The organism is Actinokineospora lacus (assembly GCF_053813445.1).
The window spans coordinates 554,351-578,261 of sequence record NZ_JBQERA010000002.1; the positions used below are offsets into that span (position 1 = coordinate 554,351).

Genomic DNA, 23,911 nt, shown 5'->3' on the forward strand with positions numbered 1-23,911 from the left:
AGGTGCCCACCCGTGAACCACCGGTTAGGCCCGACCTCGCCGCGGGGGCCCGTCCCTCGGCAGGCGGTCCGACTTCTGGCCTGTCCGTTACGTCCGGCCTCCCGCCGACGATGATCATTTAGGTAGGACGTCAGACGGAGGAGCAGGACATGGCCCACGCGCAGTCGCTCGAGGATCAGATCGCCACGCGGATTCAGGCGTCGTCGCTGGGGGTGGCGGTGGCCCACCCGGTGAACGGGCCTGACCAGGGCGTCTACATCGACAACCCGTACAACGCGATCAACGCGAACGCGCTGACCAGGTTCGGCAAGGACCCGAGGAAGCGGCCCGTGCAGGTCGCGCCCGGGACGGACACTCTGCTGCCCGTCCTCTCTCAGCTCAAGTCACGGGCCATCGGCTACGGCGACGCCCCGCCCTCCCACGCCGAACGCGTCACGTCCTACCTCGACTGGGGCGCCGACCGGGCCGTCAAGCACCCCTTCGTCGGCGTCTGCGAGAGCTTCAACGCCGTCGCCATCGCCATCCTGGCCGCCAAGAACAGTCCCCTGGCCAACGGCACCGTGATCGAGTACATCGGCGTCAAGCAGGGCAGCCTCGGACACGCCATCGCCGTCATCAACCGCGCCAACCAGGTCGAGGCCGTCGGCCAGACCGTCCCGACCCCGGCCCTGTGGGGCGCGAACTGCATCGTGGTCGACCAGTGGTACGCCCTCCAGGCAGCCACCGCCCCGGTCTTCCACGTCGCGGGCCCGCACGCCGACAACAACTACCTCACCTTCCTCACCACCGGCACCACCCGCACCGCCCTCTACGGCACCTTCACCAAAGACGGCACCCGCGCCAACATCAACCTCCGCGCCTGACCTCAGCCGGTCATCACAACGAGAAAGCCTTGACTGAACGGCGGTCGCTCAGACGAGCAGAAATCATCCAAGTGACCGCCAACATCACCCGACCTCGGAAGTGGGCACACGGCATATCTGACGTCGTCGAAGTTGAGGGCGATGTACAGGACCTAAGCAGGGGACTGTTCGACTTGAACCCCTCGATGGCGCGTTCCACGGCCATCTTGTGCTCGCTACCCCGTGGTGCGCTGCGTGCGGACGGAATGGGCGGAGTACGGGATCGGGCGACTGAATTCAGTGAACCGCTCTTTGAGCGCCGACACCCGCTGGGGTGCCTGCTCTAGCGTGGACCGGATCCTCCACAGGTGGCTGCGGTGGCCGAGCTCCACCGCGCCGCTGTAGCGCCGCCGCGCACCCAAACAGCCACCACAGGGCCGATTTGAGATCCGGCCCGATGGTCGACCAGTGCAGGACCAATGCGGCGGAGAACACGAAGACCGTGCTCGCGGCCAGACCGGCGTGAGCGGCGGCGTCATCACCATGGCCCACCCGGACGGGCGCCCCGCGAACCGCTGACCCGGCCGGGCCGCAGTCGCGGCTGGACACATACCGGTCACGTGGCGCGGACGCGGCCTCGGGTGCGGATGGAGCGCGGCGCTTAGTGTGGCGGGGTGACGGTTACGGTGCTGGTTCCTGATGATCATGGTGTGCGGGCGCTCGGAGGGATCGATGGGGTCCGCGTGGTTCGGTATGGGTCCTTTGACGACCTGCCGCCCGAGGCTGATGGCGCTCAGGTGCTGGTGCCCGGGATCGGGGTGCCTGCGGACGCTGGGGTGTTGGGGCGGTTGCCTCGGTTGCGGTTGATCCAGCTGCTCACCGCGGGGGCTGAGGCGTGGGTGGGGCGGGTGCCGGAGGGGGTGGAGATCTCCATTTGTCGGGGGGCGCACGGGGGGAGTACCGCGGAGTGGGTTGTTGCCGCGCTGCTGACGATTTATCGCGAGTTCAGGGAGTTGGAGGTGGCGCGCGGCGAGCAGCGGTGGGCTGGTCGGGTCACCGAGACCCTGCAGGGCAAGCGGGTGCTGGTCGTGGGGGCGGGGGATCTGGGGCAGCAGACTCGGCGCAGGCTGGATGCCTTTGACGCGCACTGCACGCTCGTGGGGACCCGGGCTCGGGATGGGGTGCGGGGGCTTGATGAGTTGCCCGAGTTGCTGCCGGAGTACGACGTGGTGGTGCTCGTTGTTCCGCTGACCCCGGCCACCCGGGGGATGGTGGACGCCGGGTTCCTCGCGCGCATGGCTGACGGCGCCATTCTCGTCAACGCCGCCCGGGGTGCGGTGGTCGACACCGACGCGCTGCTGGGTGAACTCGGCAGGCTGCGGGCCGCGCTGGATGTCACCGATCCCGAGCCGTTGCCCGCGGGGCATCCGCTGTGGACGGCGCCCAATCTGCTGCTCACCCCGCACGTCGCCGGGAGCTGCGTGGGGCACCGTGAGCGTGCCTACCGGGTCGTCGCTGAGCAGGTCGCGTTGTTCGCCTCGGGGGAGGAGCCGACGACCCTGGTGAGGGGCGACTACTGAGCGAACCGACTACTCTGCCCGCGTGAGCGACTACTTCCGGCCTTCGGAGTCGCAGGGCACCGCGGCCTTCGACAGCCCGTATGACACCAAAGACACCACGGTCCTGAACAAAGCGCAGGAACAGCAGCCGGTGGACACCCACCGATGGCACGTCGGCGCCGACCTGGGCCTGTTCGCGCTCCGCGTGACACTCGGCGCGCTCGTGCTGGCCCACGGGCTGCAGAAGGTGTTCGGGCTGATGCAGGGCCCCGGCATCGACGGGTTCGCCCAGGTCCTCACCCAGCTCGGCTTCCAGCAGGCGACGCTGCTGTCCTGGGTCACCGGCGTCACCGAGCTGGTGGCGGGGCTGCTGCTCATCCTGGGCCTGTTCACCCCGGCGGCGGCCGCCGCCGTCTTCGGCGTGATGCTGAACGCGATCTGGGTCCGGCTGGACATCAACCTCTTCGTCGGCGACGTCGAGCTGGAGGTGATCTACGCCGCGGCCGCGTTCGCCCTGCTGTTCACCGGCGCGGGCCACTTCTCCCTCGACCGCAGGTCGCCGTGGTTCCGGCGGGCGCCCGCGTTCGGGTTCATCTTCCTGGTCCTGGCGCTGGGCCTGTCCGCGGTCACCCTGTTCGTGCTGCGCTGAGCCGCGGCGGGGAGGGGGCGGACACCCTCCCCGCCGCGTCGCTCACGCGGTTTCGGTGATCGGGCGCTGCACCCAGGACATGAGGCCGCGCAGCTTCGCGCCGGTCTCCTCGATCGGGTGCTTGGCGCCTTCCTGCTGCAGGCGGTGGTAGTTCCCCCGGCCGTTCTCGTCCTCGGCCACCCACTCGCGGGCGAAGGTGCCGTCCTGGATCTCGCCCAGGATCTTCTGCATCTCCGCCTTGACCGCCGAGGTGATGACGCGCGGGCCGCGGGTCAGGTCGCCGTACTCGGCGGTGTCGGAGACCGAGTAGCGCTGGCCCGCGATGCCGCCCTCGTACATCAGGTCGACGATGAGCTTGAGCTCGTGCAGGACCTCGAAGTAGGCGATCTCCGGGGCGTACCCGGCCTCGGTCAGCACCTCGAACCCGGTCTGCACCAGCGCCGACGCGCCGCCGCAGAGCACGGCCTGCTCACCGAAGAGGTCGGTCTCGGTCTCCTCGGTGAACGTCGTCTTGATGACGCCCGCGCGCGCCCCGCCGATGGCCGCGGCGTAGGACAGGGCCAGCGCCTGGGCGCCGCCGGTCGCGTCCTGCTCCACGGCGATCAGGCACGGCACGCCCTTGCCGTCGACGAACTGGCGGCGCACCAGGTGCCCCGGGCCCTTCGGCGCGACCATCGCCACGTCCACGTTGGCCGGGGGCTTGATGAGGTCGTAGCGGATGTTGAAGCCGTGGCCGAAGAACAGCGCGTCGCCGTCCTTGAGGTTGGGCTCGATGTCCTCGGCGTAGATGAAGCGCTGCTTGGTGTCCGGCGCCAGCACCATGATCAGGTCGGCCTCGGCGGACGCCTCGGCCGGGGTCAGGACCCGCAGCCCCTGCTCCTCGGCCTTGGGGCGGCTCTTGGAGCCCTCGGGCAGTCCGATGCGGACGTCCACACCGGAATCGCGCAGGCTCAGCGCGTGCGCGTGGCCCTGGCTGCCGTAGCCGATGACGGCGACCTTGCGCCCCTGGATGATGCTCAGGTCGGCGTCGGCGTCGTAGAAGATCTCGACGGACATGGGGTCGGGCACTTCCCTTCGATGAAATGAACTAGCGGACCGCGGTCGCGGTGATGGACCGCGGGCCGCGGCCGATGGCGACCATGCCGGATTGGACCATTTCGCGCACCCCGTAGGGCTCCAGCATGCGCAGCAGCGCCTCCAGCTTGTCCGCGGTGCCGGTGGCCTCCACGGTCAGGGCTTCCGGGGAGACGTCGACGACCTTGGCGCGGAAGAGCTGCACCGTCTCCAGCACCTGGCTGCGGACGGTGGCGTCGGCGCGCACCTTGACCAGCAGCAACTCCCGCTGCACGGCCACGGCGGGTTCCAGCTCGACGATCTTGATCACGTTGATCAGCTTGTTGAGCTGCTTGGTGACCTGCTCGAGCGGCAGGTCGTCCACGGCGACCACGATCGTCATCCGGGACACGTCGGGGTGCTCGGTCGGGCCGACGGCGAGGGACTCGATGTTGAAGCCGCGCCGGGAGAACAGGCCCGCGACCCGGGCCAGCACGCCGGGCTTGTTCTCCACGAGCACGCTCAGGGTATGGGTGGTCATGTGCTCAGTCCTCGTCGAACAGCGGTCGGATGCCGCGCGCGGCCATGATCTCGTCGTTGCCCGTGCCCGCGGCCACCATCGGCCACACCTGGGCGTCCTTGCCGACCACGAAGTCGACCACGACCGGTCGGTCGTTGATCTCCATGGCCCGGTTGATGATCGAGTCCACGTCATCGCGGGTCTCGCAGCGCAGGCCCGCGCAGCCCAGGGCCTCGGCCAGCAGGGTGAAGTCCGGGATGCGGTGCTTGTGCGTGCCCAGGTCGGTCTGGGAGTAGCGCTGGCCGTAGAACAGGTTCTGCCACTGGCGGACCATGCCCAGGTTGCCGTTGTTGATGACCGCGACCTTGATCGGCGCGCCCTCGATGGCGCAGGTGGCCAGCTCCTGGTTGGTCATCTGGAAGCAGCCGTCGCCGTCGATGGCCCAGACCACCTTGTCCGGGCGGCCGAACTTGGCGCCCATCGCGGCGGGCACCGCGTAGCCCATGGTGCCCAGGCCGCCGGAGTTGAGCCAGGTGCCCGGCTTCTCGTAGCGGATGAACTGCGCGGCCCACATCTGGTGCTGGCCGACGCCCGCGGTGTAGATGGCGTCCGGCCCGGCGATCGCGCCGATGCGCTCGATGACGTACTGCGGGGACAGGGTGCCGTCGGAGGGCCACTCGTAGCCCAGCGGGAACGCCTCGCGCCAGGAGTCCAGCGTCCGCCACCACGGGGCCAGGTCGGCCGAGGGCGCCTGCACGCGCTCGGCGCGCACCGCGGCGATCAGCTCGACCAGGATCTCCTTGCAGTCGCCGACGATGGGCACGTCGGCGCGGCGGTTCTTGGAGATCTCCGCCGGGTCGATGTCGGCGTGCACGACGGCCGCGTCCGGGGCGAAGGAGGAGAGCTGGCCGGTGACCCGGTCGTCGAAGCGCGCGCCCAGGGCGACCAGCAGGTCCGCGCGCTGCAGCGCGCCGACGGCGGGGACGGTGCCGTGCATCCCGGGCATGCCGAGGTGCTGCTTGTGGGAGTCGGGGAACGCGCCCCGGGCCATCAGCGTGGTGACCACCGGGATGCCGGTCAGCTCGGCCAGCTCCAGCAGCTCGGCGGAGGCATGGGCCTTGATCACGCCGCCGCCGACGTAGAGCACCGGGCGCTTGGCGGAGTTGATCAGCCGGGCGGCCTCGCGGACCTGCTTGCCGTGCGGGCGCGTGGTCGGCCGGTAGCCGGGCAGGCGCAGCTCGGGGGGCCAGGCGAAGGACGTGGTCTCCTGCAGGACGTCCTTGGGGATGTCGACCAGGACCGGGCCGGGTCGGCCGGTCTTCGCCAGGTGGAACGCCTCGGCGATCGTCCGCGGGATCTCCGCGGGGTCGGTGACGAGGAAGTTGTGCTTGGTGATCGGCAGGGTGATGCCGCAGATGTCGGCTTCCTGGAAGGCGTCGGTGCCGATGAGCGCGCGGGACTGCTGCCCGGTGATGGCCACCAGGGGCACCGAGTCCATGTTGGCGTCGGCCAGCGGGGTGACCAGGTTGGTCGCGCCGGGTCCCGAGGTGGCCATGCACACACCGACCTCGCCGGTGGCCTGGGCATACCCGGTGGCCGCGTGGCCCGCGCCCTGCTCGTGGCGGACCAGCACGTGGCGCACCTTGGTGGAGTCCAGCAGCGGGTCGTAGGCGGGCAGGATGGTCCCGCCGGGAATGCCGAAGACCACCTCGACGCCCATCGCCTCGAGCGAGCGGACCAGCGACTGCGCGCCGGTCACCCGGATGGGCGCCCCCGCGGGCGGGGCCGGCTTGGGACGCGCAGGCGTGGCGCCAGGATTGCCTGCGGCCGGGGTGGGCCGCGAAGTTGCGCTGGTCATCTCTGCCTCGTGGGTAGAAGGGAGTCTGGGCGAGGGGCGGACACGAAAAAACCCCCGCCGACCGCCAGTGGGTCGTACGAGGGTCCGCGCGTTCGACGCAGGTGAGGGCTTCCGTCAGCGTCGAACGCGCGGCGGAAGTACGAGAATGATCTGTGTCGGCACGGTCGTGACGTTAGTTCGTCCGGTCTAGAGGCGTCAACTCTGCGGGACGGAGGTTCCGGATGCTGGACACCATCGGGGGACCCGGGGGCGGGGCCGCCGCGCCGTGAGTGCACCATCTAAGGGTGTCCGAGCTGCAGATACCGTCCCGGCTGGTGTTCCGCGTCCCGCAGATCTCGATTCTCGCGGCCCTGCTGGTCGCGATCTGCGCCACACCGATGGCCGCCGCCCAGCCGGCCTTCCTCGCGCTGTACGCGATCCCGATCTCGATCATCGTATGGGTCGTGCGCGTGCGCACGACCGCCGACGCCGACGGCCTGGTGGTGCGGTCCGTGGTCGGGCGCAGGTCGCTGGCCTGGGACGACCTCAAGGGGCTGCTGCTGAGCCGCAAGGGCGGGGTGGCCGCGGTGCTGGCCGACGAGAGCCGCGTCGAGCTGCCCTCGGTGCGGGTGCGCCACCTGCCCGCGCTGTCGCTGATCAGCGGCGGGCGCATCACCGACCCCACCGAACCTGTCCCCGGCGAACCCGTCCCCGCTGAGCCCGTCCCCGCTGAGCCCGCCCCCACGGAGCCCGCCCCCACCGAGGCCGCGCCTTCGGAGACCGCCTCCGCGAAGGCCACCTCCGCGAAGGCCGTGCCCAAGGAGGCCGCGCCCGTCAAGGACGGGCCCGCGCCGTCGGAGCCCGGTCCGGCGGCGGAGTAGCCTGGGCGGCACCGCTCCCCGCCATCGGCCCGCGCACCCCCAGGGCCGCATCTGAGTCCGAGAACCGCGAGATCTGGAGGAGCCGTGCCAGCGCTGCGCTCCCGCACGACCACCCACGGCCGCAACGCCGCGGGCGCCCGCTCGCTGTGGCGCGCCACCGGCATGACCGACGACGACTTCGGCAAGCCGATCGTGGCCATCGCCAACTCCTACACCCAGTTCGTGCCCGGCCACGTGCACCTGCGCGACCTCGGCGACATCGTGGCCGAGGCGATCGCCGGGGCGGGCGGGGTGGCGCGGGAGTTCCACACCATCGCCGTCGACGACGGCATCGCCATGGGCCACGGCGGGATGCTGTACTCGCTGCCCTCGCGCGAGCTGATCGCCGACGCCGTGGAGTACATGGTCAACGCCCACCAGGCCGACGCGCTGGTGTGCATCTCCAACTGCGACAAGATCACCCCCGGGATGCTCAACGCGGCGATGCGGCTCAACGTGCCGACCGTGTTCGTCTCCGGCGGTCCGATGGAGGCGGGCAAGGCGGTCGTCGTCGGCGGCGTCGCGCACCCGTCCAGCGACCTGATCACCACCATCGCCGCGTCGGCGAACTCCGCGGTGGACGACGCCGCGCTCTCGGAGGTCGAGCGCTCCGCGTGCCCGACCTGCGGCTCGTGCTCGGGCATGTTCACCGCGAACTCCATGAACTGCCTCACCGAGGCGCTGGGCCTGTCCCTGCCCGGCAACGGCTCCACCCTGGCCACCCACGCCGCCCGCCGCGACCTGTTCGCCCGCGCGGGCACCACGGTCATGGACCTGTGCAGGCGCTGGTACGGCTCGGACGACGAGACGGCCCTGCCCCGCTCGATCGCCACCCGCGCGGCCTTCGAGAACGCGATGGCCCTCGACGTGGCCATGGGCGGCTCGACCAACACCGTCCTGCACATCCTGGCCGCGGCGCAGGAGGGCGAGATCGGCTTCACCCTCGCCGACATCGACGCGGTCTCGCGGCGGGTGCCGTGCCTGAGCAAGGTGTCGCCGAACTCCGACTACCACATGGAAGACGTCCACCGGGCGGGCGGCATCCCGGCGATCCTCGGGGAGCTGTACCGGGGCGGGCTGCTGCGGACGGACGTGACCTCGGTGCACAGCCCCACGCTGGAGCAGTGGCTGTCCACTTGGGACATCCGCGCCGGGTCGCCGTCGCCGGAGGCCGTCGAGCTGTTCCACGCCGCTCCCGGCGGGGTCCGCACGACCAAGGCGTTCTCGACCTCGAACCGGTGGTCGAGCCTGGACGTCGACGCGGCGGGTGGCTGCATCCGGTCGGTCGAGCACGCGTACACCGTCGAGGGCGGCCTGGCCGTGCTGTTCGGCAACCTCGCGGAGTCCGGCGCGATCATCAAGTCGGCGGGGATCGACGAGGACCTGTTCCGCTTCCAGGGCCCCGCGCGGGTGGTGGAGAGCCAGGAGGAGGCGGTGTCGGTCATCCTCGGCAAGAAGATCCAGCCCGGCGACGTCCTGGTCGTGCGGTACGAGGGCCCGGCGGGCGGGCCGGGGATGCAGGAGATGCTGCACCCGACGGCGTTCCTGAAGGGGTCCGGGCTGGGGAAGAAGTGCGCCCTGATCACCGACGGCCGCTTCTCGGGCGGCTCGTCGGGGCTGTCCATCGGGCACGTCTCCCCTGAGGCGGCGGGCGGCGGCACCATCGCGCTGGTGGAGGACGGCGACCAGATCCTGATCGACGTGCACACCCGTCAGCTGGACCTGCTGGTCGACGCCGACGTGCTGGCGGAGCGCCGCGCCAAGATGGTGGCCCGCGAGCGCCCCTGGCAGCCCAAGGACCGCGTCCGCCCCGTCACGGCCGCCCTGCGCGCCTACGCCCGCCTGACCACCGACGCCTCGACCGGCGCGGTCCGCGACCCGTCCCGCTGACGCTCATGGTGGCGGCGGCGACGCCGCCACCTCGGCGACGCCGTCGATGAACGCCGGGTCCGGGTCACCGCTTGACGGGCTCGGCCCCGGCGATCACGACGTAGGGATGTGGAGCGGCGCGCGAGCCGTAGTGGCGACCGGTGAACTCGGTGCCGCGACGGTGCCGCCCAAGGCCGCGACGAGCACCACCACGCGGCCTCGGCGTCGCCACTTCCCATCGAGGTCGCGTGGTTGGTCAGGTTTGCCCACCATGTCCCTCCGTTGCTGGGGGACTGAGCATGGTGGGATGGGTTATTCGGCCGCAGCGGAGTCGTGGCGATACGCCAAATGGAGCGGTGGTCAGAAGTCCGGGTGGGCTCGCAGGGTGATGAGGGCGTGCGGGGCCAGGTCGGGGTGCAGGGACCAGCCCGCGAAGCCGCCCCAGGTGATGGACTCGCGGAGGTACTCGACCAGGGTGGTGTCGGGTTTGCCCGCGACGCCGCGCAGGGGTGGGTCGGCCAGGTCGCTGGGGAGGGCGATGGTGTGGTCGCCGCCGTCCAGGTTGGCCTTGCCGAGCTCGTCCGGGGCCAGCGGGAAGGCGAAGCCGCCGGGGCCGTCGTGGTGCTCCCACTCGTAGGCCAGGGAGTAGGCGTTGCCCAGGCACAGGGGGTCGGGGAACTCGGGGCTGGGCGGACGGGTGCGCGGGGCCGGTTGGCGGTGGTAGGTGAGGTCGAGGACCGCGCAGTCGCCCGCGAGCCAGACCTCGCCCACGCGGCGCAGGCAGGCGTCCAGGGACAGGGGGAGGGGGCCGATCTTCTGGGTGAGGGTGTCGACCAGGGCGTCGTCGGCCGACGTCGGGGGCTCGTGCGGGGAGACGAGGCGGTCGGCGGAGACCCAGCCCAGCTCGGGGAGGGCGGCGGCGATGCGGGCGACGTGCTGGGCGACGCGGATCATCGTCTCGTCGGCGACCGCGGCGGCGTCCTCCACGAGGGCGTCCGGCACCGGGCCGAGCGCGCGGAGTTCCGCCCACACCGCCTCGCGGTCGCCGCGCAGGTAGCGCCGGTAGTACGAGGTCACCCCGCTACGCTACTGAGCGCGACCGGTCCGCCGCGGGATCGACATGCGCCCGTCTGCGGTATACCTGGACCGGCCGGACGAACTACCCGCGAGGAGATCACGTCGATGGACAGCGCCCCCATCTACGACGACAAGGCCGAGGTCCGCGGCAACCTCGACCTCACCGAGGCCGACTGGCAGCGGGCCGCCGAGCCCGACGCCGACCCCGACGGCGAGTACGTCGAGATCGCCTTCGTCCCGCACACCGACGGCAACCAGTACGTGGCCATGCGCAACAGCAAGCACACCGGCCCCGACGACACCGTCCTCGTGTTCACCATGTCCGAGTGGGACGCCTTCGTCGAAGGCGCCAAGGCAGGCGAATTCGACGAACCGTGGTGACCCCGTGACCGAGGACCGCCCGGTCTGGACACCCCCCGAGCAGGTCCCCCACCCCGACCCGCCCTGGACCGACGAGTCCGCGCCCACCCGCGCCCTGCACCCCTCCCCACCCGGTCCGGCACGCCCGCCCCAGCCCACTCCCCAGCAACCCGCCGCCGCGCAACCGGCACGCCCCCAGCCGACCGGTCCCGCGCACCCCGCACCGGCGACCCAGCGCCCGAACCCGCCGCAGCCGACGGCGACCCAGCGCCCCCAGCCCGCGCACCCACAGCAGGCGGGACCTCAGCGTCCGCAGCCTGGGGCGGTGGCGCAGCCGCGGCAGGCGGGACCTCAGGGTTCACAGGCCGGGCCACCGGTGCGACCGCAGTCGACCGGGCCTGCGGGGTCGCAGTTCTCGGGAATGTTGGAGTCGCCGCAGGCGGGACCTCGGCGCCCGCGGGTCGCGGGACCGGCGCAGCAGCCGACAGGGCCTCATCCCGCCCAGCCGGGGCGGCAGCCAGCGGGGCCTCAGCGTCAGCAGCCTGTGCAGCAGTCGACGGGGCCTCATCCCGCCCAGCCGGTGCAGCGGCAGCCGACAGGGGCTCAGCGTTCGCAGGCGGTGTCGCCGCAGCCTGGGGGAGGGCCGCAGCCCGTGGGGCCTCAGGCGAATCAGCCGGCCCGTCCGCCTGGCCCGCCAGTCGGTCCACCACGACCGCAGGTGAACACCGGGGCCGTCCAGCCGCCGGGGCAGGCGCGTCAAGCGCAGCCCCCGCCGTGGCAGCCGAGCGGGCCCGGGGGGCGTCCCCAGCCCGCGCCGTCGGCGGACTTCGGGCCGGTGTCGGGGGGCCGGGGCGGGAGCCTGCCGCCGATCCCGGCCGCGCCCGCCCCGCGACCGCAGCGCGCGCGGCCGGTGCTTCCCGTGCTCGACGGGTTCGGGCCTGCCGGTTCCGGCAGCGCGGTGACGGGGCAGACGCCCGTCCCGATCCGTCACCAAGACCCCGAGCCCGCCGCCCCGCCCGCCCCGGCCCCGGAGCGCAAACGGCCTTCCTACCTGGTGGAAGGGGACGGCGACGAGATGTTCGGCAACGAGGAGTTCACCGCGCCTCCCGTTATCGGAGAATGACCATGACCGGAAGCTGACATGTCACAAGTCTCACCCTCCGGGTGGAACGGTTCAGGTCCGGTTCTAGACTTCGGTCGCCCGGTTACAGCGCGGTAACCACCCCCTCAACATCTCTTCCGGGAGTCGTAGCGTGACAACGAACCGTCCCGTCGTCCTGATCGCCGAGAAGCTCGCGCCGTCCGTGCTCGACGTGTTCGGTTCCGAAGTGGAGATCCGCCACGTCGACGGGACCGACCGACCCGCGCTGCTGCAGGCCGTGGCCGACGCCGACGCCCTGTTGGTGCGCAGCGCCACGCAGGTCGACGCCGAGGTGCTCAAGGCGAGCGACACCCTCAAGGTCGTCGCGCGCGCGGGCGTCGGGCTCGACAACGTCGAGGTGCCCGCCGCCACCGAGCGCGGGGTGCTGGTGGTGAACGCGCCGACGTCGAACATCGTCAGCGCCGCCGAGCACGCCGTCGCCCTGCTGCTGGCCGTGGCCCGCCAGGTCCCCGACGCGCACGCCACCCTGCAGAACAAGGAGTGGAAGCGCGGCTCGTTCTCCGGCGTCGAGCTGCGCGGCAAGACCGTCGGCGTCGTCGGCCTCGGCAAGATCGGGCAGCTCTTCGCCCAGCGCCTGGCCGCCTTCGAGACCGAGCTGATTGCCTACGACCCCTACGCCTCCCCGGCGCGCGCCGCGCAGCTGGGCACCGAGCTGGTCACCCTGGACGAGCTGCTCGCCCGCGCCGACGTCATCTCGGTGCACCTGCCCAAGACCAAGGAGACCGCGGGCCTGCTCAACGCCGAGGCGCTGGCGAAGACCAAGAAGGGCGTGATCATCGTCAACGCCGCCCGCGGCGGTCTGATCGATGAGCAGGCCCTGGCCGACGCCGTGCGCAGCGGCCACGTGCGCGGCGCGGGCGTCGACGTGTTCTCCAAGGAGCCCACGACCGACAACCCGCTGTTCGGCGTGCCCGGCGTCATCGTGACCCCGCACCTGGGCGCCTCGACCGCCGAGGCGCAGGACGCCGCGGGCACCGACGTGGCGCGCTCGGTGCTGCTGGCGCTGCGCGGGGACTTCGTGCCCGACGCGGTGAACGTCGCCGCCGGGGGCGTCGTCGGCGAGGAGGTGCGCCCGTACCTGCCGCTGACGCAGAAGCTGGGCGTGGTCCTGTCCGCCCTGGACAGCAAGGCCCCCAGCGTCCTCAAGGTGATCGTCCGCGGTGAACTGTCCACTGAGGACGTCTCGATCCTGCCGCTCGCCGCGCTGCGCGGGGTGTTCTCCGGCATCGTCGCCGACCAGGTGACCTTCGTGAACGCGCCCCGGCTGGCCGAGGACCTCGGGGTGGCCGTCGAGGTCGCCACCGAGTCCGAGAGCGCCAACCACCGCAGCCTGGTCACGCTGCGCGCGGTCTACCCCGACGGCTCCGTCGTCACCGTCTCCGGCACGCTCTCGGGCCTGGCGCAGGTGGAGAAGCTCGTCGAGGTCAACGGCCGCCACTTCGACCTGCGCGCCGAGGGCAGCGTGCTGCTGCTGGAGTACCCCGAGCGCACCGGCGTGATGGGCACCGTGGGCACGCTGCTGGGCGAGTCCGGGGTCAACGTCGACGCCGCGCAGATCAGCCAGACCACCGACGGCACCGACGCGGTCATGCTGCTGCGCGTCGACCGGGCCGTCGACGCCGCGGTGCTCGACTCGATCGGCGCCTCCGTCGGCGCGCGGGTCGTGCGCTCGATCGCGTTCAACTAAGACCACGCCAGCGGTGCCCGGAGCGGTTTCCGGGCACCGTTCGTGTGTAGGCACACGCCCAAAACCACCCGGGGGGGTGGCGAGGTGCGGCTGCCGGACGGCAAACCGGTAGCCTTCGTTCGTCTACCAGGCCCTGCGCTCTTCGGGCCGATATACCTTCGGAGGTGTGTGCATGCGGCTCGCGGTGATCCCAGGAGACGGGATCGGGCCGGAAGTGATCGCCGAGGCCCTCAAGGTCCTCGAGGAGGTCGTCCCGTCGGCGGAGACCACTCGTTACGACCTCGGCGCGGCGCGCTGGCACGCCACGGGCGAGCTGCTTCCGGAGTCGGTGCTCGGAGAGCTGCGCGAGCACGACGCGATCCTGCTCGGCGCCGTCGGCGACCCGTCGGTGCCCAGCGGCATCCTGGAGCGTGGCCTGCTGCTGCGCCTGCGGTTCGAGCTCGACCACCACGTCAACCTGCGCCCTGCCCGGCTGTACCCGGGGGTGAAGAGCCCGATCGCCGACCCGGGCGAGATCGACATGATCGTCGTGCGGGAGGGCACCGAGGGCCTCTACGCGGGCAACGGCGGACTGTTGCGTAAGGACACTCCGCACGAGATCGCCACCGAGGTCAGCGTCAACACCTCCTTCGGCGTCGAGCGGGTCGTGCGCGACGCGTTCACCCGCGCGGCCGCCCGGCCGCGCAGGCACCTGACGCTGGTGCACAAGACCAACGTCCTCACCCACGCGGGCTCGCTGTGGTCGCGGGTGGTGGAGGAGGTCTCGCTGCAGCACCCGGACGTGACCGTGGCGTACCAGCATGTGGACGCCACGACGATCCACATGGTCACCGACCCCGGCCGCTTCGACGTGATCGTCACCGACAACCTCTTCGGCGACATCCTCACCGACCTCGCCGCCGCGGTGACCGGCGGCATCGGGCTGGCCGCCAGCGGCAACCTCGACATCACCCGCCGCAACCCGAGCATGTTCGAGCCGGTGCACGGCAGCGCGCCGGACATCGCCGGGCAGGGCATCGCCGACCCGACCGCGGCGGTCCTGTCGGTGGCCCTGATGCTCGACCACCTCGGCGAGAACGAGGCGGCGCGGCGCATCGAGGCATCGGTCGCCTTCGACCTGGCCACCCGCGACCACGCATCGCCCGGCGGCACCCACGCCATCGGCGACCGCCTGGCCGCGCTGGTCTCGTCCAACGCCAAGGCGTTCTGACCCCAGTTCGAGACACGGGCCGCCCTCCGCACCGGAGGGCGGCTCGTGTCCATTGTGGACCGTTCTTCCTGGCGCGGAACGCCGCAGTTCCCGGGGAGTGGGACGCGGTGGTCTCCAGCACCGCGCTGCACTGGCTGGAACCCGCGCGGCTGGCCCAGGTCATCACCACCGCCGCAACCCGCCCGCGCCCCGGCGGCGTCCTGGTCAACGCCGACCACATGGTCCTGGCCAACCCCTTGCAGACCTACGCGCGCCTGGTCCGCGAGGCCCGCGCGCGCCGAGTGGGCGTCGAGGACAACGAGGACTGGCGCGCCTGGTGGGAGGCGATCCTGGCAGACGTCGACTCCGAGACCGCCCGCGAGCACTCCGCCCTGACCATCTCCCACGACTCCTCCAGCACGCTCACCGTGGGCGAGTACACCGCCGTGCTGACCGCCGCGGGCCGGTCTGGCAGTTCGGCCACGACCACGTGCTGGTCGTCGTCCGCTGAACAGGCAACCCGGTTCGGTAACGCGCCCCCTCGCCCCCTCGATGCGGATCATGAGGGGCGAGGGGGTGGGCCGTGTCAGCGGCTTTCGGTGAACCGGCCGACGATCCGGGCGGCCAGCTCCGCGGCGATCTCCTCGCCGTGGGTGCCCAGCCGCGCGGACGGCACGGTGTCGGTCGGCTCCCAGCGGACAAGCGGGGCGCGCACGCTCGGGAATTCGGCGGACGATCGCCTGCCTACGTCGGCGGCACTTCCCAGGACAAGGAAATCGGCGGGCTCGACCCCGACGGCGATGGCGATCTCGGCGGGCAGGGGGTCGACGGCGGCCAAGGTGGTCAGCAGCCCGACGAGCCGGATCGCCACATCGGCCTCGTCCAGCACCGCGCCGAAGGTGTCACCTGGCAGCGGCGCCCACCCGCCGCGCTGGCCGGTGCGGGTCGCCAGCAGCCCGGGACCGATCCGGGTGCTGCCGACGAAGGCGGTCACGTGGCCGGTCCCGCTCTTGATCGACACCGCCTGCGCCTGGCTGAACAGCCCCATCGCGCGACCGGTGGAGACCAGCCGGTCGCCGAGCGCGGACAGCTCGCGCACCGGCATCGATGTCGCGGGGACCGGCAGCAGGTGCGCCTCCAGCAGCGGGCCGCCCGCCCGGTCGGCGCCGGTCGCGTCCACCCGCCAGGTGACCTTCGGCGGGGTGTCCAGCGGGGTCCAGGTGGTGGTGGATGTGGTCCTGGGCGGCTCGGGCTCGGCCTCCGGGGTCACGGCCCCGGGGAAGGACGGCACGGTCAGGGGTTTGGTGCGGCCCGCGGCCAGCCCGCCGAGCAGCCGCGACCCCGCCGCGGTCTGCTCCAGCCCCACCAGCGAGATGTGGATGATCGTGCTCAGCAGCCCCTGCGGAGCGCACTCGCGGACCATCACCGGCACCAGCCTGCCCCGCGCCCCGGTCGGGTCGTCGCCGAAGGCGCTCGCCCACTCGGCGAAGGCGAACTCGCCGCGGAAGTAGTCCGGGCTGAGCACCGCGATCACCCGGTCCGAGCGGGTCAGCGCGTTCTGCATCTCCACGGCGAAGTTCTGGCCGGGGCGGAAGTCCCACGCCTCCAGCACCGTCGTGTAGCCGGCGTTCTCCAGCGTGTGGGCGATCCACACCGCCCAGTCGTGGTCGGCCTTGTTGTAGCTGATGAAGAAGTCCCGCTGTTCACCGCGCACGGCCGGAAGGTAGCACCGTGATCAACGCCGCACCGTTCGTCGGCGCTGAACGCCACCGCGAGGTCGAGCGCCTGACCGAGGCGTTCGCCATGGTGGCCTCCTCCGGCGAGGCCCGCATGGTCGCCTACGTCGGGCCGCCCGGCTGGGGCAAGACCCGCATCGTCCAGGAGTTCTACGCCGAGCTGGCCGCTGGGCAGCGCTACTGGCCCGCCTCGCTGACGCCGGTGGTCGGCCCCGGGGCAGGCGCGCTGGCTGAGTTGACCGCCACCCGCAAAGCCGTGCGGCACCAGGCTTTCACCCCGCCGCCGGAGGCGGAGATCCCCTGGCTGTGGCTGGCCCCCGCCACCGGCCGGATCAGCGACGGCACCCCGGCCCCCGCGCTGGCCGACGTCGCCACCCAGCTCACCCGCGCAGTCCCCGCGCTGCTCGCCCGCCGCGCCGCCGCCGGGCTGCCCACCGACGACGTGCTCGCCGAGATCGTCCGCACCCTGCCGCTGGCGGACGTGATCGGCATGGCGGGCGTGCTCGGCGGCCGGGTCGTGGAACTGGCCTTCGGCCAGCACCAGACCCTGCCCGAGGGGTCCATGGCGGGCAGGCTCAGCGCCCTGCTGGGCACGCTCACCGCGGGCCTGCCCATCGTGCTGGTCCTGGACGACGCCCACGACCTCGACCAGGCCACCGTGGACTTCCTCGGCGAGACCCTGGCCTCGGACCTGCCGGTCCTCGTCCTGGCCACCACCTGGCCGGAGCACCTCGTCGTCGACGACGCCCGCTCCCCGTTCGCCGACTACCTCGCCTCGGCGGGCCACGGCGACCGCTACTCCCGGATCTCCCTGGGCAGGCTCAACGACGACGACCTGGTCGAGTGCATCGCGGGGGAGTACCCGGCCACCGACCCGCAGATCCTCACCGGCCTGGCCCGCCGCGCCGACGGCAACCCGTACTCCCTGCGGCTGCTGCTCAACACCCCGCGCGTGGTGTCCTCGGCCGCCGACGGCAGGCTGGGGCTCACCGCCGCCGAGGTCGACTCGCTGAGCAGCGGCCTGGAACGGCTGATCAGCGAGCTGTGGGCGCAGCTGCCGGTGGGGGTCCGGCAGATCCTCGTCGCCGCGTCGATGCTCGGGTCGTCCTTCCACGAACAGGTTCTGGAAGAGGCCCTGCGCCCCATCACCCCGAGCGCCGGGCTGGACCAGGCGCGGAGCTCGGCCTGGATTCAGCCCGCCGGGGCGATCGGGCTGATGGAGTTCATCGAGCGCATCCGCTGGGAAGTGGCCAAAGTGGACGGTCCGAACGTGCTGTCCGCGACCGACCAGGCCGAGGTCCGCCGGGGCGCTCTGCGGGCCACCCGGATGCTGCTGGCGGGCGACCTGCCCGATAGCGCGCGCCTGGTCCTGCTGACCCTGCGCGTCGACCTGGCCGACGCCGCCGTCGCCGAGGACCTGGCAGGCGCCGCCGACAGCGCTGTCGAACTCGCCGACCGGGCGATCGAGGAATCCCGCCGCTCGGACGCGATCCGCTACCTCCGCAAGGCGATCGGCTGGTACGACTCGGTGACCCCGCTGCCGTCCGCCCGGCTCGGGTCGGCGCTGAGCACGGTCTCCGGGCTCCTGCGCGCCGAGTACGGCCGCGAGACCGCCGAGCCGATCGCCCGCCGCGCGGTGGCGGTCCTCGGCCCGCTCGGCGACCGGGACCTGCTGGCCCAGGCGCGCGCCGAACTGGTGCTCACGCTGCTGCGCCGGGGTCAGGCCGCCGCCGAGGAGGCCACCACGCTCCTCGCGGAGACCCGGCGGAGCGTGGACGAGACGGCGCTCTCCCCGCTGGCCCAGGTCAAACTCGCCGAGGCGACGATGGTCCGGCACGCGGGCCTGGGTGACCGGCTGCGCGCGCTGGAATGCGCGCGTGAACGCGCCGCGCTCAGCGAGGAGCACTTCGGCGCCCACCACCGCCACACCCTCAGCGCGCTGGCCGACGTCGCCTTCAACGCCATGCGCATCGGCGATGTGCCGCAGTCCGTCGCCATCCGCCGGGACCTGCTGGTTCGCCGCCAGGCGCTCGCGGGCGTCCTCGGCGTGCTGCAGACCTCCAGCGGGAGCCACAACCTGGTGGCCAGCCTGCTGGAGCTGGACGACGACTCGGTCGTCGACGAGGCGCTCGACCTGGCCGAAGAGGCCGTCCTGCTGCGCTCGCGCGCGTTCGGATTGGACGGACGCCTGACCCTGTCCAGCAGGCTCAACCGCTCGCGCGCGTACTACCGGCGCGGGCTGGCCAGGGAGCGGGCGGGCGATGACGCCTCGGCGCGGGCCGACTTCTCGACCGCGTGCGCGGAATCGGCGCGGGTGGTCGAGCTGCGCGCGGGAGCGGAACCCGCGTCGCGGGCCATCGCGTTGCAGCGCAACGGGATCGCGCGGGCGTGCCTGCGGGACATGAGCGGGCTGTCGGTCATCGGCGAGGCCCTGTCGATCCGGCAGCTGGAACTGCGCCAGGACCGGACGTTCTGGGAGGTGCGCCGGGTCGCGGTCGCGCTGCGATGGGCGTACCTGCGGTTCGGGCGCGGCGCGGAGGCCGCCTCCATCGCCGAGCGGTACGGGTTGGACGATCCCGACACCGTCGTGCCCACCGCCGTGTAGTCCACCATCTGGAATCGCTCGTCCGTGGGTTGGTATCCGGCGGACGGCTGTGGCACCATCGTGCCGTGGCCGCCTTCGTCGTGATCATTATTGACGAGCGCGCTGGATAGCCGATCTCCACCGGCACCGGCGCGCAGACCTCTCGCATCCACAGCGGGGGGTCTTTTGCTTTTTCCGCGGCGAATCCCCCCGACTAGGAGCCTTCCGTGACCCGCACGACGCCCGCAGGCACCCCGCTCGGCGACGCTTTCCACGTCTACGACACCACGCTGCGCGACGGGGCCCAGCGCGAGGGGATCTCCTACTCCGTGGCCGACAAGCTGCACGTGGCGCGGCTGCTCGACGGGCTCGGCGTCGGGTTCATCGAGGGCGGCTGGCCGGGCGCCATGCCCAAGGACACCGAGTTCTTCGCCAGGGCCGCCGGGGAGCTCGACCTCAAGCACGCCGCCCTCGTCGCCTTCGGCTCGACCCGGCGGGCGAACACGAAGGCGCACGAGGACCCGCAGGTCAAGGCGCTGCTGGACAGCCAGGCGCCGGTGATCACCCTGGTCGCCAAGGCCGACCGCCGCCACATCGAGCTGGCGCTGCGCACCGACGTCGACGAGGCGGTGGACATGGTGCGCGACACCGTCGGCTTCCTGCGCGGCGAGGGGCGCCGGGTCTTCCTCGACGCCGAGCACTTCTTCGACGGGTACGCCTTCGACCCCGACACCGCGCTGCGCGTCCTCGACGCGGCGATGGCCGCCGGGGCCGACGTCGCCGTGCTGTGCGACACCAACGGCGGGCAGCTCCCGCTCGGCCTCGCCGAGACCGTCGGCGAGGTGATCGCCCGCACCGGCTTCCGGGTGGGCATCCACTGCCAGGACGACACCTCCTGCGCGGTGGCCAACAGCATCGCGGCGGTACAGGCGGGGGCGACCCACGTCCAGTGCACCGCGAACGGTTACGGCGAGCGGGCGGGCAACGCCGACCTGTTCGCCGTGATCGGCAACCTCGGGACCAAGCTCGGCAAGGACGTGCTCCCGACCGGGGCCATGGCCGAGCTGACCCGGGTCTCCCATGCCCTTGCCGAGATCGCCAACATCGCCCCCGACTCCCACCAGGCCTACGTCGGGTCGTCGGCCTTCGCCCACAAGGCGGGCCTGCACGCGAGTGCGATCAAAGTGGACCCGGAGCTGTACAACCACATCGATCCGGGCGTGGTCGGCAATGACATGCGGGTCCTGGTCACCGAGATGGCGGGCCGGGCGAGCATCGAACTCAAGGGACACGAGTTCGGCCTCGACCTGGCCGCCAGGCCCGAAGCCGTGGGCAGCGCCCTGCGCAGGGTCAAGGAGCTGGAGGCGCGCGGCTGGTCGTTCGAGGCCGCCGACGCCTCCCTGGAACTGCTGCTGCGCACCGAACTGGACGAGGCCGCGATCGTCCCGTTCGCGCTGGAGTCCTACCGGGTGATCCTCGACCACGGCACCGACGGCACGGTGGTCTCCGAGGCCACGGTCAAGGTGCTCGTCGACGACCACCGCGTCATCGCCACCGCCGAGGGCAACGGCCCCGTCCACGCCCTCGACGCCGCGCTGCGCAAGGCCCTCGCGCCGCACCTGCCGTGGCTCGACGACGTCGAGCTGACCGACTACAAGGTGCGCATCCTCACCACCGGCCCGCGCGGCGCCGAGCACGGCACCGACGCGGTGACCAGGGTGCTGGTGCGCTCCTCGGACCACTCCGACGAGTGGACCACCGTCGGCGTGCACGGCAACATCGTCGAGGCCAGCTGGCTGGCCCTGTGCGACGCCCTGGCCCACAAGGCGATGCGTGTGGGGGCCACCGTCTAGGGTTGGCGCGTGCGTATCGCCCGTATTGCCCACCCAGCAGGTGTCGCGTTCGTTGCCGTCGAAGGCGCCGGGGACGACCTCGTCGCCGCCGAGATCGCCGACCAGCACCCGTTCGGCCCGCACACGTTCACCGGCAGGCGCTGGCCGCTGGCCGACGTGCGGCTGCTGGCCCCGATGCTGCCCCCGAAGATCGTGTGCGTCGGCAAGAACTACGCCGACCACGCCGCGGAGATGGGGTCCGAGGCCCCGGCGAACCCGGTGATCTTCATGAAGCCCTCCACGGCGGTCGTCGGCCCCTCGGCCACGGTCAAGCTCCCGGCCGACTCCGCGCGCGTGGACTTCGAGGGCGAGCTGGCCGTCGTCATGGGCCCCCGCCCCGTCCGCGACGTCCCCGCCTCGCGCGCGGCGGAGTTCATCCTGGGCTACACCATCGCCAACGACGTCACCGCCCGCGACCAGCAGCAGGCCGACGGCCAGTGGACCCGCGCCAAGGGCCACGACACCTTCTGCCCGCTGGGCCCCTGGATCGAGACCGAGATCGACCCGTCCGACCTGGCCATCCGCACGGTGCTCGACGGCAAGACCAAGCAGGAGTCCCGAACCTCCCTGCTGATCCACGACATCCCGAAACTGATCGAGTGGATCACCCGCGTCATGACCCTGCTCCCGGGCGACGTCATCCTCACCGGCACCCCGGCGGGCGTCGGCCCCATGCGCTCGGGCCAGACCGTCTCGGTCACCGTCGACGGCATCGGCACCCTGACCAACACCGTCGCCAACCGCTGACCCGTCACCGACCGGGCCCCGGCGGCAGCGCCGGCGTGTGGTCGAGCCGCCGGGTCCTGGTGTCCACCGACACCCGTGCCGACCTGGCGCGATTGTGCGCTGTGCTCGCCGAGGTCCAGGCGGCACCTGCTGGGTGTGGGGGCGGGCCGGTTCCAGCGGTTGGGAAACTGTCGACGTTTTGTCCTTGTCCGCCCGCGCCCATTGGATAGCGTGACGCGAGAGCGTCCGCCCAGGGTGAGGGAGCGGGATGGCTTCAGGAGCGGTTGCGCCGCAAGGCGGCGCGGAGCAGGGCGTAGGCGCTGGCGGCGTGCGGGACCTGGTCCTTCTCCACCAGCGCTATGGCCTCCTCGAAGGGGAGGCGGACCACGTCGAGGTCGACCTCGCCCGGTTGCAGGGACGCGGGGCCCTCGGTGAGGTCGGTGGCCATGAAGACGTGGTCGACGTGGTTGCTCAGGCTGTCGGCGCCGTGGACCTGGCCGAGGGGCTCCCACGTCGCGGCCGAGAGGCCGGTCTCCTCGGCCAGCTCGCGGCGGGCGGCGGCCAGCGGGTCGCTGTCGCCGGTGTCGACGCCGCCGCCGGGCAGGCGCCACTGGCGGGTGCCCCACGTGTAGATGTACTGCCTGGTCAGCACGACGCGGTCCTCGGCGTCGATGGCCAGCACGGTGGCCGCGCCCGGGGCGACGACGTGGTCGTAGGTGTCCTGCTCCCCATCCGGCCGGACGACGGAGTCCCGGTGCACCGCGAAGTACGGCGTGCGCACCAGTTCCCGGCTGTCCAGGAGCCGCCACGGTCGTTCGGCGGCGTTCTCACGGGTGGTTGCCATTCCACAATCGAACCAGCCGTGCGACCGTGAGGATAGATGCGGGGGAGGGATTGACGTTGACTGAACCCGGGGAAATTCTGCGCCAACTGCGCGAGCGAAAAGGTTATTCCTTGACCAGGCTCGCCAAGGAGGCCAACTACAACAAGGGATACCTCAGCAAGATCGAGAACGGCGAGCGTCCCCTGTCGCCGGACAAGGCGATGGTCTTCGACCGCATCCTGGCCACCGACGGCGTGCTCACCCGGGCGCTGGCGCCCCCGCCCGCGCGACCCGACCCGCCACCCGACGACGAGGACCTGTGGAGCCTGGTGGTCGACCCGGGCGGCGGCACGCACTTCGTGCCCGACCCGTACGCGGGCGCGGTCGGCGCCGGCTTGCTGGACCCGGCGGCGATGGCGCCCAACTGCTACGTCGTCGACGAGCGGACCGTGGCGCTGTTCGGGGCGCAGTTCGAGGGCTGGCGGATGATGGGCCACGGCATGAGCCCGGCGCACGTGCTGCCCGGCCTGCTCGCCCAGTGCGTGGCGATCCGCCAGCTGGTCACCGACCGCCCCATGCCCGAGCTGGTGCGCATGGCCTCCCGCTACGCCGAGTACGCGGGCTGGATGTACCAGGAGATCGGCGACGCGGACCGGGCGCTGCTCTGGACCCGCACGGCCGTGCGCATCGCCGCGTCGGTGGGGGACACCGGCCTGGGCAGCTACGCGCTCGTCCGCGCCGCCGAGATCGCCCTCTACCGCGAGGACGGCTACACCATGGTCGACCTCGCCCGGCGGGCGGCGGGCGCGCCCGGGGCGACCGCGGCCATCCGATCCCTTGCCGCGCAACGGGAAGCGCAGGGCCACGCCCTCCTCGGCGACCTGACCGCCTGCCTGTCCGCGCTGGACGAGGCGGAGCGGTGGCAGGAGCAGGCCATGGCCGAGAGCGGGCCGCACTACGGCACCACCAGCCTGTCGAACCCGCTCGCCTTCGTCCGCGGGTGGGCCATGGTCAACCTCGCCCGCAGCGAGCAGTCCGTGGCGCTGCTCGCCGCCGAACTCGACGGCATCCCCTCGCTGTCGGTCCGCTCCCGGGCGCGCTTCGGTGTCCGCCTGGCCCGCGCCCAGGCCGACGCCGGGGACATCGACAGCGCCTGCGCGGGGATCACCGGCCTGCTCGGCGACCTCCGCCGCATCGACAGCGCCACGGTGCGCGTCGACGTGCGGCACCTGGCGGTCTCGCTGACCCGCCACTCCAGCGACCCGCTCGTCCGCGAGCTGCGCCCGGAACTCGGGGACCTGCTGCGGGGGCGGCGCTAGGGAGTGTCCTCCAACCCTGGTCGGTGGATCGGTTGTTGGCGGCGCAGGCGCAGGACCCTCGTACCGGGGTTGTACTCGGGTTCTGCGGCGGTGCCGCCAGCGGCCGA

Annotated in this window: 20 protein-coding genes; 13 read left to right on the forward strand and 7 right to left on the reverse strand. The window is 72.1% G+C overall.

Annotation, left to right across the window (positions count from 1 at the left end; genetic code table 11):
• The first annotated feature begins 149 nt into the window (after nt 1-149).
• From ACTG9Q_RS06940 to ACTG9Q_RS06950, 3 genes are all read left to right on the forward strand, one after another.
• Nucleotides 150-863, forward strand: a complete 714-nt coding sequence (locus tag ACTG9Q_RS06940) for a hypothetical protein (RefSeq protein ID WP_455571778.1) — start codon at nt 150-152, stop codon at nt 861-863.
• Between the two features lie 653 nt (nt 864-1,516).
• Nucleotides 1,517-2,422 carry a 2-hydroxyacid dehydrogenase gene (locus tag ACTG9Q_RS06945; RefSeq protein ID WP_455571779.1) on the forward strand — a complete coding sequence of 302 codons (906 nt, stop codon included), beginning with the start codon at nt 1,517-1,519 and terminating at the stop codon, nt 2,420-2,422.
• A gap of 22 nt (nt 2,423-2,444) precedes the next feature.
• A complete protein-coding gene (locus ACTG9Q_RS06950; protein WP_455571780.1) occupies nt 2,445-3,050 on the forward strand; it encodes a DoxX family protein in 606 nt (201 codons plus the stop codon).
• A 42-nt stretch (nt 3,051-3,092) separates the two neighbouring features.
• On the opposite strand, the gene ilvC is transcribed toward ACTG9Q_RS06950, so the two are convergent.
• The 3 genes from ilvC to ACTG9Q_RS06965 are packed head-to-tail and all read right to left on the reverse strand — an operon-like array spanning nt 3,093 to nt 6,481.
• Complete coding sequence (gene ilvC / locus ACTG9Q_RS06955) at nt 3,093-4,106, reverse strand: ketol-acid reductoisomerase (protein WP_455571781.1); 1,014 nt, start codon at nt 4,104-4,106, stop codon at nt 3,093-3,095.
• A gap of 31 nt (nt 4,107-4,137) precedes the next feature.
• Nucleotides 4,138-4,644, reverse strand: coding sequence for an acetolactate synthase small subunit (ilvN, locus tag ACTG9Q_RS06960; protein ID WP_455571782.1), 507 nt, complete (start codon nt 4,642-4,644; stop codon nt 4,138-4,140).
• Between the two features lie 4 nt (nt 4,645-4,648).
• Nucleotides 4,649-6,481: an acetolactate synthase large subunit gene (locus ACTG9Q_RS06965; protein WP_455571783.1), complete on the reverse strand. Its 1,833-nt coding sequence runs from the start codon at nt 6,479-6,481 to the stop codon at nt 4,649-4,651.
• A gap of 284 nt (nt 6,482-6,765) precedes the next feature.
• Between ACTG9Q_RS06965 and ACTG9Q_RS06970 the strand changes: the two genes are divergently transcribed.
• Nucleotides 6,766-7,341, forward strand: coding sequence for a PH domain-containing protein (locus ACTG9Q_RS06970; protein ID WP_455571784.1), 576 nt, complete (start codon nt 6,766-6,768; stop codon nt 7,339-7,341).
• An 84-nt stretch (nt 7,342-7,425) separates the two neighbouring features.
• On the forward strand, nt 7,426-9,270 hold the full coding sequence (gene ilvD / locus ACTG9Q_RS06975) for a dihydroxy-acid dehydratase (RefSeq protein ID WP_455571785.1): 1,845 nt from the start codon (nt 7,426-7,428) through the stop codon (nt 9,268-9,270).
• Nucleotides 9,271-9,609: 339 nt separating this feature from the next.
• On the opposite strand, the gene ACTG9Q_RS06980 is transcribed toward ilvD, so the two are convergent.
• Nucleotides 9,610-10,326, reverse strand: a complete 717-nt coding sequence (locus ACTG9Q_RS06980; RefSeq protein ID WP_455571786.1) for a hypothetical protein — start codon at nt 10,324-10,326, stop codon at nt 9,610-9,612.
• Between the two features lie 105 nt (nt 10,327-10,431).
• Here ACTG9Q_RS06980 and ACTG9Q_RS06985 point away from each other — a divergent pair, with 105 nt between their 5' ends.
• The 4 genes from ACTG9Q_RS06985 to ACTG9Q_RS07000 all read left to right on the forward strand — a co-directional run bounded on the left by ACTG9Q_RS06985 (nt 10,432) and on the right by ACTG9Q_RS07000 (nt 14,745).
• Nucleotides 10,432-10,707, forward strand: coding sequence for a DUF397 domain-containing protein (locus ACTG9Q_RS06985; RefSeq protein WP_455571787.1), 276 nt, complete (start codon nt 10,432-10,434; stop codon nt 10,705-10,707).
• A 697-nt stretch (nt 10,708-11,404) separates the two neighbouring features.
• The gene (locus ACTG9Q_RS06990) at nt 11,405-11,809 is read left to right on the forward strand and encodes a hypothetical protein (RefSeq protein ID WP_455571788.1); all 405 of its coding nucleotides are present in this window, start codon (nt 11,405-11,407) and stop codon (nt 11,807-11,809) included.
• A gap of 130 nt (nt 11,810-11,939) precedes the next feature.
• Nucleotides 11,940-13,535, forward strand: coding sequence for a phosphoglycerate dehydrogenase (serA, locus tag ACTG9Q_RS06995; RefSeq protein WP_455571789.1), 1,596 nt, complete (start codon nt 11,940-11,942; stop codon nt 13,533-13,535).
• 172 nt (nt 13,536-13,707) lie between these two features.
• Complete coding sequence (locus tag ACTG9Q_RS07000; RefSeq protein WP_455571790.1) at nt 13,708-14,745, forward strand: 3-isopropylmalate dehydrogenase; 1,038 nt, start codon at nt 13,708-13,710, stop codon at nt 14,743-14,745.
• Between the two features lie 244 nt (nt 14,746-14,989).
• Here the strand turns inward: ACTG9Q_RS07000 and ACTG9Q_RS07005 are convergent, their stop codons facing one another.
• Nucleotides 14,990-15,208: a hypothetical protein gene (locus ACTG9Q_RS07005; protein WP_455571791.1), complete on the reverse strand. Its 219-nt coding sequence runs from the start codon at nt 15,206-15,208 to the stop codon at nt 14,990-14,992.
• Between the two features lie 102 nt (nt 15,209-15,310).
• On the reverse strand, nt 15,311-16,438 hold the full coding sequence (locus ACTG9Q_RS07010; protein ID WP_455571792.1) for a toll/interleukin-1 receptor domain-containing protein: 1,128 nt from the start codon (nt 16,436-16,438) through the stop codon (nt 15,311-15,313).
• 17 nt (nt 16,439-16,455) lie between these two features.
• Here ACTG9Q_RS07010 and ACTG9Q_RS07015 point away from each other — a divergent pair, with 17 nt between their 5' ends.
• The 3 genes from ACTG9Q_RS07015 to ACTG9Q_RS07025 all read left to right on the forward strand — a co-directional run bounded on the left by ACTG9Q_RS07015 (nt 16,456) and on the right by ACTG9Q_RS07025 (nt 21,683).
• Entirely contained in the window at nt 16,456-19,065 is a 2,610-nt protein-coding gene (locus ACTG9Q_RS07015; protein ID WP_455571793.1) for an AAA family ATPase, read from the forward strand.
• Between the two features lie 206 nt (nt 19,066-19,271).
• Nucleotides 19,272-20,897 (forward strand): citramalate synthase, encoded by a 1,626-nt coding sequence (gene cimA / locus ACTG9Q_RS07020; RefSeq protein WP_455571794.1) that lies wholly within the window; start codon nt 19,272-19,274, stop codon nt 20,895-20,897.
• Nucleotides 20,898-20,906: 9 nt separating this feature from the next.
• Complete coding sequence (locus tag ACTG9Q_RS07025) at nt 20,907-21,683, forward strand: fumarylacetoacetate hydrolase family protein (protein ID WP_455571795.1); 777 nt, start codon at nt 20,907-20,909, stop codon at nt 21,681-21,683.
• Between the two features lie 253 nt (nt 21,684-21,936).
• Here the strand turns inward: ACTG9Q_RS07025 and ACTG9Q_RS07030 are convergent, their stop codons facing one another.
• The gene (locus ACTG9Q_RS07030) at nt 21,937-22,506 is read right to left on the reverse strand and encodes an NUDIX domain-containing protein (protein WP_455571796.1); all 570 of its coding nucleotides are present in this window, start codon (nt 22,504-22,506) and stop codon (nt 21,937-21,939) included.
• 26 nt (nt 22,507-22,532) lie between these two features.
• Here ACTG9Q_RS07030 and ACTG9Q_RS07035 point away from each other — a divergent pair, with 26 nt between their 5' ends.
• Nucleotides 22,533-23,804 (forward strand): helix-turn-helix domain-containing protein, encoded by a 1,272-nt coding sequence (locus ACTG9Q_RS07035; RefSeq protein WP_455571797.1) that lies wholly within the window; start codon nt 22,533-22,535, stop codon nt 23,802-23,804.
• The last annotated feature ends 107 nt before the right edge of the window (nt 23,805-23,911 follow it).